Genomic DNA, 12,694 nt, shown 5'->3' on the forward strand with positions numbered 1-12,694 from the left:
CGCTCAGCCGAGGAGATCCGCGACCAGCGCAGCCACCAGCTCGATGCGCCGCGGAATCCATGCCTTGACAGCGTGCTCGCTGTCGGCGTGTGATCCCCCTCCGACTGTGCCCAAGCCGTCGAGGGTCGGCACTCCCAGGCCGGCAGTGAAGTTGCCGTCCGAGCCGCCGCCGACTCCGATCGACCGCAGCGGCGGATGCCCCAGCCGAGCGGCGATCCGCTGCGCGCGACCGTACAGCCCGAGAGACTGCTCGGTCTCGAACGGCGGCCGGTTGATGCCGCCGTGCAGCAGCAGCCGCGAACCCGGATGGACCGGTCGCAGAGTGCGCAGCGCGACATCGACGCGCTGCTGCTCGGCGACGGTCTTCGCCCGGGAATCGATGCCCACGCGGGCGGTCGCGGGAACTGTGTTCGTCGTGGTGCCCGAGTTCAGCACCGTCGGGACCACGGAGGTGCCCGCCTGGGCGTTGCCGAGCTCGGCGATCCGCAGCACCTGGGAGGCGACCTCGATCGTGGCATTGATGCCGCGCTCGGGTTCCACCCCGGCATGGGATGCCCGCCCGCGGACCTCCAGCTGGTAGATCGCCACTCCCTTGCGCGCGATCTTGACGGCGCCGTCGGTCCCGCCGCTCTCGAAGACGAGGGCGGCATCCGCGCCTCGCGCCTCGTCCTCGATGAGGCGCTGGGAGGTGATCGACCCGAGTTCCTCGTCGCCCGTGACCAGCAGGCTGACTCCGTCGAGATTCCCGCGCCTGTCCTGGGCAGCCGCCAACCCGTGCAGCGCGATCAGGACTCCGCCCTTCATGTCGTCGGTGCCCGGTCCGCGGATGATGCCGTCGACATCCGAGAACGGCAGTCGGCGGATGGTGCCCAGCGGCCACACCGTGTCGTGATGGCCGATGAGGACGACGCGCCGCGGCCCGTCGCCGAACCGCCACAGCACATGCGGATAGCCTTCGGGAGCGAGAATCCGCGGTCGGACGCCGAGCAGGTCGGTGCCGACGGTGGAGACGAGCGCTGCGCTGCGCGCCAGAGATTGCAGATCCGCGGAGGGCGATTCGCATTCGACGAGCTGCTCGAACTCGCGCATGAAGCGATCCATGTCTGCTGACACCGCGGCATTCCTTTCCTGGTGGGACAGTTGTCCACTGTACCCGCGGCGGACGGCGGCCCTGCGATCGACAATGGCTACGGCAGTGCCCCGAGGCGCCGTGCAGCGGACACCGCGGCGTATCCCGTGGACGCGTCGAGCTTGGCCATCGCGGCGTTGAGGTAGCTCTTCACCGTCGACTCCTTGAGCCCCAGCGCTGTGGCCACACCCGCGTTGCTCAGCCCGAGGGCGACGTGGGCGAGCACGTCGAGCTCGCGCGGAGCCAGCCGGGGCTCGCGGCCCCCGGACGCCGCGGCCACCGGTCCCTCGTGCAGGGCTTCCGCCAGCCGGTTCTCCAGGGAGCGGATCCGCTCCGCCGACTCCGGTTCCCGCCACCCCGCACGGATGCCGCGCAGCTCGGCGAAGACGCTTCGCAGGAGCTCGCGGTGCGCTCCGGTCCGATCCGTGTGTCCCTCCGCCCCGGCCGCTGTCGTCGAAGACATCGTCGTCATCGGGTTTCCTTACCAACTTCGGATGGTATTCCGGCTATTTCGGCTCCGCTAAGTTTACCCGTGGAGTGACGCGGGTCACCTGTAACGCCTGATTCCGCCCGAATCCGATGTGAGGATGCAATGGAGCAGAACACCACTCACGCAGTGGACTACCCGGGAGTGCAGCAGTCGGAGAAGTTCACGCGACTGCGCAGGCGACATCGATCGTTCGTGGTGCCGGTGAGCATCGCCTTCCTGGCCTGGTACTTCCTCTACGTCCTGCTCGGCGCCTACGCCCACGACCTCATGGCCCAGCCGGTGCTGGGGAACATCAACGTCGGCGTGGTGCTCGGGCTCGGGCAGTTCGTCACCACCTTCGCCATCACCATGGCGTACGTGTCCTACGCCAATCGTCGCCTGGACCCGCTCGCGGCCGAGCTGCGCGACGACCTGGAGCAGATCGAGGCACAGGCCGCCGCTGACAGCACCGCCGGATCCGCTCGGACCACGACCGGAACCACCGGGACCGCTGCCGGGAGTGCCGGTGCTGCCGGCACCGAGACCGCCGAAGGAAGGGAATCCCAGTGAACCAGCTCGACGTGCTGTCACAGCCCGGGGCAGCGGAGAACAACCCCGTCCTCAACATCTCGATCTTCCTGGCCTTCGTCATCGTCACCCTGGTGATCGTGTTCCGGGCCAGCCGCAACAACCGCTCGGCCGCTGACTACTATGCCGCCGGGCGCTCGTTCACCGGCCCCCAGAACGGCTTCGCGATCTCCGGCGACTACCTCTCAGCCGCTTCGTTCCTCGGAATCGTCGGCGCGATCGCGGTCAACGGCTACGACGGGTTCCTCTACTCGATCGGCTTCCTCGTGGCCTGGCTGGTCGCGCTGCTGCTGGTCGCGGAGCTCATGCGCAACACCGGCAAGTTCACCATGGCCGACGTGCTGGCCTTCCGTCTCAAGCAGCGACCCGTCCGCCTGGCCGCGGCCACCACCACCCTCGCCGTGTGTTTCTTCTACCTGCTCGCGCAGATGGCGGGCGCCGGTGGACTGGTGTCGCTGCTCATCGGCATCGACTCCGAACTCGGCCAGTCACTGGTCGTCGCCGTCGTCGGCGCGGTGATGATCGTCTATGTCCTGGTCGGCGGGATGAAGGGCACCACGTGGGTGCAGATCATCAAAGCGATCCTCCTGATCAGCGGTGTCGCAGCGATGACGCTGTGGGTGCTCGCCCTGTACGGCTTCAACTTCTCCGCAGTCCTCGGCGATGCGGTGGCCCGTTCGGTGTCCGACCCGCCCGAGGCGATCCTCGCTCCCGGACTGCAGTACGGGGCCATGCCCATCGACTTCATCTCACTGGCGCTGGCCCTCGTCCTCGGCACCGCAGAGCTGCCGCATGTGCTCATGCGGTTCTACACCGTGCCGACGGCCAAGGAGGCCCGGCGCTCGGTGGTGTGGGCGATCTGGCTGATCGGCATCTTCTATCTGTTCACGCTGGTCCTCGGCTACGGGGCCGCAGCGCTCGTCGGATCGGACACGATCTCGGCCGCGCCGGGTGGGGTGAATTCCGCGGCCCCGCTGCTCGCCCTCGAGCTCGGCGGACCGCTGCTCCTGGGCTTCATCTCGGCCGTCGCCTTCGCCACCATCCTCGCGGTCGTCGCGGGGCTGACCATCACGGCGGCCGCCTCCTTCGCCCACGACATCTACTCGAACGTCGTCAAGAAGGGGAAGTCCGACCCGGACGCGGAGGTCAAGATCGCCCGCCGGACCGTGATCTTCATCGGGATCGCCTCGATCATCGGCGGCATCGGCGTGCAGGGGCAGAACATCGCCTTCCTGGTGGCGCTCGCCTTCGCGGTCGCCGCCAGCGCCAACCTGCCGACCATCCTGTACTCGCTGTTCTGGAGCAGGTTCAGCACCCGGGGAGCGGTGTGGTCGATGTACGGCGGCCTCGGCACCGCGGTCGTCCTCATCGCGCTGTCGCCGGTTGTCTCCGGCAACGAGACAGCAATGCTCGGCGCGGCTGTCGACTTCGCGATCTTCCCGCTGAAGAACCCCGGGATCATCTCCATCCCGGTCGGCTTCCTGCTGGGCTGGCTGGGCTCGGTGACCTCGCCCGTCAAGGAGGACCCGCGCATCGCCGCGGAGATGGAGGTCCGCTCGCTGACCGGTCACGGCGCAGAGAAGGCCGTGGAGCACTGACTCCTGCATTTTGACCGCTTCGCGCGTGCTCGGTATCCTGAGTCGGTGTTGCCTCTTTAGCTCAGTCGGCAGAGCGTCTTACTCGTAATAAGAAGGTCGCCGGTTCGATTCCGGCAAGAGGCTCGTCACGGCGGCTCCGGTGCTTCACCGGAGCCGTTCTCGTTCTCCAGCCGCAGTGCGGCGACTACCGCCGGTGCGCAGAGTTCTCTACGATCGAGAAGTACGCGTGCGTCGTCGGCGCGAAGCCGGCGAACAGACAACAAGGTGGGTTACATGCAGATCAGCGGCGACATCATCGTCGGCATCGATGGGTCCCGGTCCTGCAGGGAGGCCGCGGCCTGGGCGCTGAAGGAGGCACGGCACCACGACTGCGGCCTCCGGCTGATCTCGGTCGTCTCCCCGGAGAACCGCAAGTTCGGCTCCCTCGGCGAGGCGCAGGACGCCAGTGCGAACGCGCTCGCCACGATCTCCGAGCAGCTGCGCGCACTCGTGCCCGAGGCCGAGTTCGAGACCGTGATCGAACAAGGGGATCCCGCCGAGGTGCTCGCCGCCAGGTCCGAGAAGGCCGGACTCGTCGTGATCGGCCATCACGGCTCCGATCAGGAGGTCGGCGGCAGGATCGGCACCATCAGCTTCGGGTTGCCCGGCCACGCGCTCAGCCCCGTGCTCGTCTACCGCGAGTCGGAGGACAGCGAGTTCGATTCCGCCGATTCCCACGTGCTCCGCGGCGGGGGAGTGGTCGTCGGCCATGACACCTCCGACTACGCAGGCGTGGCTGCGCTGGACGCCGCCGACTATGCCTCCCGGACCGGTGCGGCCCTGCGCATGGTCGTCGCGACCCAGGCCGACGGCGACGAGCGCGACCGCGCCCAGACCGATCTCGACATGGCCTGGCTGCGCTCCCAGTACCCCGGACTCACGGTGAGCGCCGAATACCACGAAGGTGACGCGGCGGCGGTGCTCGCCGCACGCTCGGCCGATGCCGACCTGCTCGTGATCGGCAAGCGCGGTCTGGGGCGCTTCGCCAGCATGCGCGTCCAGCTGGGCCGGACCGCCTCACGGGTGCTCCACGACGCGCAGTGCTCTCTCCTGCTCGTCCCGTTCCGCGAGGACCCCGCCCTGGCCCTGCGGCGGTTCGTCGACTGAGGCGGCCCGGGCCGGAACCCCAGTGCGCAACCCCTCTGATCTCACGGACTACCCGCGGCCGTCGCTCGCGGTCGACACGGCGACCTTCACCGTCGCCGACGACGTGCTCCACCTCGTGCTGGTCAGGGATCGGCACGGGCGGCTGCTGCTGCCGGGCACCTTCGTCCACGAGCGCGAACGGCTGGCCGACGCCGTACTGCGATCGCAGGCGCAGAAGGCCGGCATCTCCGGCCGCGAACCCCAGCAGCTCAAGGTGTTCGACGATCCGGACCGGGACCCCCGCGGCTGGGTGGTCACGGTCGCCCACCTCGACGTGGTCGAGTCCGAGGTGGTGCGCGCCGGCATCGCCGCGGGCCGGATCTCGCTCGTGCCGGTGGTCGAGGTGGGCCCCGGCGGATCGGTCGTCCTGCCCTACGATCAGCCGCGGGTCGTCGCCGAGGCGCTCGCGCGGGTCCGCGCCGACTACGCCGACCGGCCCGACCCCTGGGGGCTGCTGGCCGAGCCATTCACCCTCAGCGATCTGCGTCTGCTCCATGAAGCAGTCGCGGGCGAGGAACTCCAGCGTGACGCGTTCCGCCGCAGAATGCAGCCTCAGCTGGTGCCCACGGGACAGATGACGGACGGGCGACGCGGCCGTCCCTCACGCCTGTTCGTCCACCGCGACTGACGCCCGCCCGGCCCTGCGCCCCGCAAGGCGGGTTGCTCCGCTCCCTGGCAGGCGGTCTCCGCCGCCCTGCTTCGAGCCGCGCACGCCCAGTGCGGCCAGGGCCGCATTGCGCAGCTGCGCGGCCACCACCTCGCCGGGGATCCGGCGGACCACGTACGGCGTCGAGTTGACCATCCCGAACAGCGCATGGACGGAGACGGTTGCGGCATCGGCGGACAGGCCCGGATCGTGCGCTCGCAGCGCGCCCGCCCAGCCCGTCACATAGCTGCGCTGCAGACGCCTGACCTGTCGACGCGCCTCAGCGGGCAGCGAAGCGAGGTCCCGGTCCTGGATCCGGATGAGCTCCGGCTCGCCCAGCGCGAAGTCGAGATGGAAGTCCACGAGCGTGCGGAGGGTCTCCTCGGGGCCGAGGCCCGCTGCCAGGATGGCGCCGCCGCCCGCGTGCAGGTATGCGGAGATCCCGAGCAGCAGCTCTTCCAGGATCTCCTCCTTGGAGGCGAAGTGGCGGTACACGGCCGGGCCCGACACCCCTGCCCCGGCACCGATGTCTTCGATCGAGACTGCCCGGAAGCCCTGTGCGGCGAACAGCGCCTTGGCGCTGTCGAGGATCGCCTGCCGGCGCTGCGCCTTCGCCGCCGACCTGCTGTTCGGTCCAGCGCTGTTGTCCAGCTCACTCATGCTGGGTATGCTAGCACTTGAGTTAGCGACTATTAACTGAGATGGGGTTGGTCCATGAAGGTGATCGGTTCGCCACCGCCGGCGGACTCCGTGCACGCCGCCGTTCACGCCGAGCTCATCGCCGAGCTGCGCGAGCGGGTCGAGCGGACAGCGGTGGGAGGTTCGGAGCAGTCACGCCGGCGGCACGTCGAGCGGGGCAAGCTCCTGCCGCGCGACCGCCTCGAACTTCTTCTCGACCCCGGCTCGCCGTTCCTCGAGCTGTCCCCGCTGGCCGCGAACGGAATGTACGACGACGCCTCGCCGGCGGCCGGGATCATCACCGGCATCGGACGAGTTGCCGGACGGGAGTGCGTGATCGTCGTCAACGATGCGACCGTCAAGGGGGGCACCTACTACCCGATCACGGTCAAGAAGCACCTGCGGGCCCAGGAGGTCGCCGCGCAGAACCGGCTGCCCTGCATCTACCTCGTCGACTCCGGCGGGGCGAACCTGCCCAACCAGGACGAGGTGTTCCCCGACCGCGAGCACTTCGGCCGGATCTTCTACAACCAGGCGACCCTGTCGGCGGCCGGGATCCCGCAGCTGGCAGCAGTGCTCGGCTCGTCCACCGCCGGCGGCGCCTACGTCCCTGCGATGGCCGACGAATCGATCATCGTGCACGAGCAGGGCACGATCTTCCTGGGCGGCCCGCCCCTGGTCAAGGCCGCCACCGGCGAGGTCGTCACGGCCGAGGAGCTCGGCGGCGGCGCGCTGCACTCCCGCACCTCCGGCGTCACCGACCACCTCGCAGCCAACGACTCGCATGCCCTTCAGATCATGCGCGACATCGTCTCCACCCTTGCGCCCCCGGACGCCCCTGCCTGGGAGACAGCCCCTCCCGAGGCGCCCGCCTGGGACCCGGCGGAGCTCACCTCGGTCGTGCCGGTGGACTCGAAGGTCCCCTACGACGTCCGGGAGGTCATCGCCCGGCTGGTCGACGGCTCCCGATTCCATGAGTTCAAGGCCGAGTACGGCAGCACCCTGGTCACGGGCTTCGCCCGGCTCGACGGGCATCCCGTGGGGATCGTCGCCAACAACGGCGTGCTGTTCGGGGAGTCGGCGATGAAGGGCGCCCACTTCATCCAGCTGTGCGATCAGCGGCAGACGCCCCTGCTGTTCCTGCAGAACATCTCCGGCTTCATGGTCGGCCGGGACTACGAGGCCGGCGGCATCGCCAAGCACGGCGCGAAGATGGTCAACGCCGTCGCCACCGCCCGGGTGCCCAAGTTCACCGTGGTGATCGGCGGCTCCTACGGCGCCGGCAACTACTCGATGTGCGGTCGGGCCTATTCGCCGCGCTTCCTGTGGATGTGGCCGAACGCGCGGATCTCGGTGATGGGCGGGGAGCAGGCCGCCAGCGTGCTCGCCACCGTCAAGCGCGACCAGCTCGCAGCCCGCGGCGAGGAGTGGCCGGCCGAGGAGGAGGCCGCGTTCAAGGCCCCGATCCTCGACCAGTACGAAGCTCAGGGCAATCCCTACTACTCCACCGCCAGGCTGTGGGACGACGGCATCATCGAGCCCGGCGACACCCGGCGGGTCCTGGCACTCGCCCTCGAGGCCTGCCGCCGCTCACCGCTCACCCGACCGTACGATGCGCCCGGCTACGGCGTCTTCAGGATGTGACATGTACTTCGACACCGTACTCATCGCCAACCGGGGAGAGATCGCCCTGCGCGTCATGCGCACCTGCCGGCGCCTCGGGATCTCCACCGTGGCCGTGTACTCCGACGCCGACGCGCACGCCCCGCACGTCAGGGAAGCGGACCGGGCAGTCCGCCTGGGCCCCGCCTCGGCCGCGAAGTCCTACCTCGACATCGAGAAGGTGATCGCGGCGGCCCGGGCCACCGGCGCGCAGGCGATCCATCCCGGCTATGGCTTCCTGTCCGAGAATGCAGCGTTCGCACGCGCCTGCGAGGAGGCCGGGATCGTGTTCCTGGGGCCGGGCTCGCAGGCGATCACCACGATGGGCGACAAGATCACCGCGAAGCAGGCGGTGGCAGGCCACGGCGTCCCCCTCGTGCCGGGCATCGCCCAGGCCGGGCTCAGCGATGAGCAGCTGGTGTCCGCGGCCGGAGACATCGGGTACCCGGTCCTCGTGAAGCCCTCGGCCGGCGGCGGCGGCAAGGGCATGCGCGCCGTCCACGATCCGGCCGAGCTGCCGGCGGCGCTCGCCTCGGCACGGCGGGAAGCGGCGGCCTCCTTCGGCGACGACACCCTGTTCCTCGAGCGGCTGATCGACACCCCCAGGCACATCGAGGTGCAGATCCTGGCCGACAACCACGGCACCGTGGTGCACCTGGGCGAGCGCGAATGCTCGCTGCAGCGCCGGCACCAGAAGGTCGTCGAGGAGGCGCCGTCGGCGCTGCTCGACGCGGCGACGCGGACGCGGATCGGCGAGGCGGCATGCGCGACGGCCCGCGCAGTCGACTACTCCGGGGCCGGCACCGTGGAGTTCATCGTCTCCGCCGACAACCCGGAGGAGTTCTTCTTCATGGAGATGAACACCCGGCTGCAGGTCGAGCACCCGGTCACCGAGGAGGCCTACGGGATCGACCTCGTGGAGTGGCAGCTGCGGATCGGCGCAGGGGAGCGGCTCGACCTCGTGCAGTCCGAGCTCGTGCCGCGCAGGCACTCGATCGAATGCCGGATCTACGCCGAGGACCCCGCACGCGGCTTCCTGCCGACCGGCGGCACCGCCCTCGACGTGGTCTTCCCCGCAGGCGAGGGCATCCGGGTCGATTCCGGCGTCGCGGCCGGACAGGCGATCGTCAGCGAGTACGACCCGATGATCGCCAAGCTCATCACCACCGCCCCGACCCGGGCCGAGGCGCTCGTCCGGATGGCCGGAGCGCTGCGGAATTCGGCAGTGCCCGGGATCGTGACCAACATCGACTTCCTCAGCACGCTCATCGATCGGCCCGAGGTGCGCGCAGGAGACCTCGACACCGGGCTCATCGACCGGATGGCCGAGGCCGCCGAGCTCACGGGCGGACCCGCCATGGCAGCGCCGCCGGCGGACCTCGACTGGCGGTTCGCCGCCGCGGCGCTCGTGCAGCAGGCCGCCGGCCCGAACGGCTCGGCCTGGGGGAGCCCGAGCGCCTGGCGGAGCTCCCGGCCGGCGGTCACGCGGATCGCGCTCGTGCACGAGGGCGAGCAGCGCATCGTCGACCTCGACATGTCGGCCTGGCTCGGCGCGTCGGTCGGTGCGTCCGCTCCGGCCGCGGCCGGGGCGCAGGCGAACGGACAGCACCCGGCGGCCCGCGCCTCGGGAGCGGAGCACACCCTCCGTGAGGCCGGAGTGGATCACCGCGCCCGGGTCTGGGTGGGCAGCGTGTTCGACACCCGGGCCCACCGGCACACCGCCGAGGTCTGGGTCCGCTCGCCCCGCGGCGTGTTCCGGTTTACCCGCGCCGTCGCCGATCCCACCCTCGATCCCGGCGCGGCAGGGGCGGAGATCACCGCGCCCATGCCGGGAGCCGTGCTCGAGGTCCGGGCCGACGACGGCGAACGCGTCGAGGCCGGGCAGGCGGTGCTCGTGGTCGAGGCGATGAAGATGGAGCACGTGCTCACCGCGCCGATCAGCGGCATCCTGCACCTGCAGACCGCGGCAGGCGCCCAGGTGGCGCTTGACGAACTCCTGGCAGCTGTCACAGACGACGAAGAGAACGGAGACTGACATGGCCACCACCACGACCACGACGACCGGCTTCACCCCCGGGATGCTTCCCGACGAGTACGAATCCCTGCGCAGGCAGGTCGCCAAGTTCGCCGACACCGAGGTCGCCCCGGTCAGCGCGGAGCTCGACGCCGCCCACCGGTTCCCCTACGAGCTCGTGGCCCGGATGGGAGCGATGGGCCTGTTCGGGCTGCCATTCGACGAGGAGCACGGCGGGATGGGCGGCGACTACTTCGCGCTCTGCCTGGCGATCGAGGAGATCGCGCGGGTCAACCAGTCCCTGGCGATCACCCTCGAAGCGGGAGTGTCGCTGGGGGCGATGCCGATCCACCGCTTCGGCACCGAGGAGCAGAAGCGCGAGTGGCTGCCGCAGCTCACCGACGGCTCCGGACTGGCCGCGTTCGGGCTCACGGAACCGGAGGCCGGCTCCGATGCCGGCGGCACCAGGACGAAGGCGGTGCTGGAGGACGGCACCTGGACCATCAACGGGTCCAAGTCCTTCATCACCAACTCCGGCACCGACATCACCCGCCTCGTGACGGCGACCGCGGTGACCGGCACGCGGATCGGCGGCGACGGGCAGGAGAAGCCGGAGATCTCCACCATCATGATCCCGGCAGGCACTCCCGGCTTCACCGCCGAGCCCGCCTACGACAAGGTCGGCTGGAACTCCTCCGACACCCACCCGCTGACCTTCGACAATGTGCGCGTTCCGGAGGAGAACCTGCTCGGCGAGCGCGGTCGCGGCTACGCCAACTTCCTGCGGATCCTCGACGAGGGCCGGATCGCGGTCGCCGCCCTGTCCGTGGGAGCCGCCCAGGGCTGTGTGGACGAGTCCGTGAAGTACGCCGGGGAGCGCACCTCCTTCGGCAGGCCGATCGCCGAATACCAGGGGATCTCCTTCAAGATCGCTCGGATGGAGGCCCGGGTGGTCGCCGCCCGCACCGCCTACTACCTTGCCGCCTCCCGGATGCTCGCGGGCCTGCCGTTCAAGAAGGAGGCGGCGATCGCCAAGCTGGTGGCGGGAGAGGCGGCGATGGACAACGCCCGCGACGCCACCCAGATCCACGGCGGCTACGGCTTCATGAACGAGTACCTCGTCGCCCGCCACTACCGCGACTCGAAGATCCTGGAGGTCGGCGAGGGCACGACCGAGGTGCAGCTCATGCTCATCGCCCGCGAACTCGGGATCTGAGGCCGTGCGACCGACCCGCTGTCCGGTCGGCGAGCGCGTCGTGACAGGATTCTGCTGAGAGACAGTACGAGGAGGTACCACGGTGAAGGATGAGCAGACCGAGCCCGCGGAGACGGTCGTGGCCCAGCGGGGCCTGTGGTTCGACGAGATGCAGGTCGGAACGGTGTACCGGCACGCGCCCGGCCGGACGATCACGGAGGCCGACAACACCTGGTTCACCGCGGTGACGATGAACACCCAGGCCCTTCACCTCGACGCCGCGTTCGCCGCCACGGAGCCGTTCGGCCAGCGGCTGGTCAACTCGATGTTCACCCTGGCGACCCTGGTCGGACTGTCGGTCTCGCAGCTGACCCAGGGAACGATCGTCGGCAACCTCGGATTCTCGGAGGTGGCGTTCCCGAAGCCGCTGTTCCACGGAGACACCCTGTACGCGGAGACGCGGATCCTGGACAAGCGCCCATCCAGGTCGCGTCCCGGGCAGGGCATCGTGACCTTCGAGCACATCGGGCGCAATCAGCACGGGGTGGTCGTCGCGAAGGCCGTCCGCCAGACCATGGTCTTTCATTCCGAGCACGACAAGAAGAACCCGGAGGTACAGGTATGAGCTTCGAGCTCGCACCGGCATGGCTGTTCGTCCCGGCGGACCGGCCCGACCGCTACGCCAAGGCCGCGGAGCGATCCGACATCGTCATCGTCGATCTCGAGGACGCGGTGGCAGAGGGAGACAAGGACGCGGCACGCCAGGCGCTGCGCGCCAACCCGCTCGACCCCGCCCGCACCGTGGTGCGGATCAACGCCCGTGACACCGAGCACTTCGAAGCCGATCTCGAGCTCATCCGCTCGCTGCCGTACACCCACATCATGGTGCCGAAGGCCGAATCCGCCGAGGACCCGGCGGCGCTGTCCGGCTTCTCGGTGATCGCCCTCATCGAAACCGCCCGAGGCGCCTTCAAGCTCGCGGAGATCGCCTCGGCCTGTGAAGTCGTCGGACTCATGTGGGGTGCCGAGGACCTCATCGCGGACCTCGGCGGAGGCTCCTCGCGCGGTCCCGGGGGAACCTATCGGGACGTCGCCCAGCATGTGCGCTCGCAGACGCTGCTGGCAGGTCGGGCCCACGGCAAGTGGGTGCTCGACGCGATCTGGACGAACATCGACGACCTCGCCGGATTGGCCGAGGAGGCCGAGGACGCCGTGGAGAGCGGCTTCGCGGGCAAGGTGTCGATCCACCCCAAGCACATCGCTGTGGTGCGGGAGGCCTATTCCCCCTCGGGGGAGCAGCTCGACTGGGCGCGGCAGGTGCTCAAGCTCGCCGAGACCTCCAATGGAGCCTTCAGCTTCGAGGGAAAGATGGTCGACGCCCCGCTGCTCAAGCACGCGGAGCACATCGTCGCCAGGGCCCGCTGACGCCGGCCGCCTCGGGCGTGCCGCGCTGACCGCGGAGCGTGGTTCGGGTGTCGCCCTGAGGGCGGCACCCGAACCGCATTCACGGCAGCTCCCGCAGGGGACCCG

At 69.7% G+C, this 12,694-nt stretch carries 11 protein-coding genes, 1 tRNA gene and 1 pseudogene; 10 read left to right on the forward strand and 3 right to left on the reverse strand.

What is annotated here, in order from left to right; translation table 11 throughout:
- Positions 1 to 3 precede the first annotated feature (3 nt).
- Together LXN01_RS00685 and LXN01_RS00690 are read right to left on the reverse strand one after the other, a co-directional pair.
- Positions 4 to 1,113 (reverse strand): M20 family metallopeptidase, encoded by a 1,110-nt coding sequence (locus LXN01_RS00685; RefSeq protein ID WP_336885210.1) that lies wholly within the window; start codon positions 1,111 to 1,113, stop codon positions 4 to 6.
- A gap of 74 nt (positions 1,114 to 1,187) precedes the next feature.
- On the reverse strand, positions 1,188 to 1,601 hold the full coding sequence (locus LXN01_RS00690) for a helix-turn-helix transcriptional regulator (RefSeq protein WP_236862622.1): 414 nt from the start codon (positions 1,599 to 1,601) through the stop codon (positions 1,188 to 1,190).
- Positions 1,602 to 1,721: 120 nt separating this feature from the next.
- On the opposite strand from LXN01_RS00690, the pseudogene LXN01_RS00695 reads away from it, so the two are divergent.
- From LXN01_RS00695 to LXN01_RS00715, 5 genes and pseudogenes are all read left to right on the forward strand, one after another.
- A pseudogene (locus LXN01_RS00695) lies at positions 1,722 to 2,054 on the forward strand (DUF485 domain-containing protein); the annotation flags it as partial.
- A 110-nt stretch (positions 2,055 to 2,164) separates the two neighbouring features.
- On the forward strand, positions 2,165 to 3,784 hold the full coding sequence (locus tag LXN01_RS00700; protein ID WP_236862623.1) for a monocarboxylic acid transporter: 1,620 nt from the start codon (positions 2,165 to 2,167) through the stop codon (positions 3,782 to 3,784).
- A 50-nt stretch (positions 3,785 to 3,834) separates the two neighbouring features.
- Positions 3,835 to 3,907, forward strand: a tRNA-Thr gene (locus LXN01_RS00705).
- A gap of 150 nt (positions 3,908 to 4,057) precedes the next feature.
- Positions 4,058 to 4,930, forward strand: a complete 873-nt coding sequence (locus LXN01_RS00710) for a universal stress protein (protein ID WP_236862624.1) — start codon at positions 4,058 to 4,060, stop codon at positions 4,928 to 4,930.
- 22 nt (positions 4,931 to 4,952) lie between these two features.
- Positions 4,953 to 5,597 carry an NUDIX hydrolase gene (locus LXN01_RS00715; RefSeq protein WP_236862625.1) on the forward strand — a complete coding sequence of 215 codons (645 nt, stop codon included), beginning with the start codon at positions 4,953 to 4,955 and terminating at the stop codon, positions 5,595 to 5,597.
- Here the strand turns inward: LXN01_RS00715 and LXN01_RS00720 are convergent.
- Complete coding sequence (locus LXN01_RS00720) at positions 5,571 to 6,275, reverse strand: TetR/AcrR family transcriptional regulator (protein WP_236862626.1); 705 nt, start codon at positions 6,273 to 6,275, stop codon at positions 5,571 to 5,573. The two genes, LXN01_RS00715 and LXN01_RS00720, sit on opposite strands and share 27 nt — an antisense overlap.
- A 54-nt stretch (positions 6,276 to 6,329) precedes the next feature.
- Between LXN01_RS00720 and LXN01_RS00725 the strand changes: the two genes are divergently transcribed.
- From LXN01_RS00725 to LXN01_RS00745, 5 genes are all read left to right on the forward strand, one after another.
- Positions 6,330 to 7,937 carry a carboxyl transferase domain-containing protein gene (locus LXN01_RS00725; protein ID WP_236862627.1) on the forward strand — a complete coding sequence of 536 codons (1,608 nt, stop codon included), beginning with the start codon at positions 6,330 to 6,332 and terminating at the stop codon, positions 7,935 to 7,937.
- Between the two features lies 1 nt (position 7,938).
- The gene (locus LXN01_RS00730) at positions 7,939 to 9,990 is read left to right on the forward strand and encodes an acetyl/propionyl/methylcrotonyl-CoA carboxylase subunit alpha (protein ID WP_236862629.1); all 2,052 of its coding nucleotides are present in this window, start codon (positions 7,939 to 7,941) and stop codon (positions 9,988 to 9,990) included.
- A 1-nt stretch (position 9,991) separates the two neighbouring features.
- A complete protein-coding gene (locus LXN01_RS00735; RefSeq protein WP_236862631.1) occupies positions 9,992 to 11,185 on the forward strand; it encodes an acyl-CoA dehydrogenase family protein in 1,194 nt (397 codons plus the stop codon).
- A gap of 82 nt (positions 11,186 to 11,267) precedes the next feature.
- Positions 11,268 to 11,789, forward strand: coding sequence for a MaoC family dehydratase (locus tag LXN01_RS00740; protein ID WP_336885211.1), 522 nt, complete (start codon positions 11,268 to 11,270; stop codon positions 11,787 to 11,789).
- The gene (locus LXN01_RS00745; RefSeq protein ID WP_236862632.1) at positions 11,786 to 12,589 is read left to right on the forward strand and encodes an HpcH/HpaI aldolase/citrate lyase family protein; all 804 of its coding nucleotides are present in this window, start codon (positions 11,786 to 11,788) and stop codon (positions 12,587 to 12,589) included. The genes LXN01_RS00740 and LXN01_RS00745 overlap by 4 nt, the downstream gene beginning before the upstream one ends.
- Positions 12,590 to 12,694 lie beyond the last annotated feature (105 nt).

The organism is Brevibacterium daeguense, assembly GCF_021729135.1.
GTDB classification, from domain to species: domain Bacteria; phylum Actinomycetota; class Actinomycetes; order Actinomycetales; family Brevibacteriaceae; genus Brevibacterium; species Brevibacterium daeguense.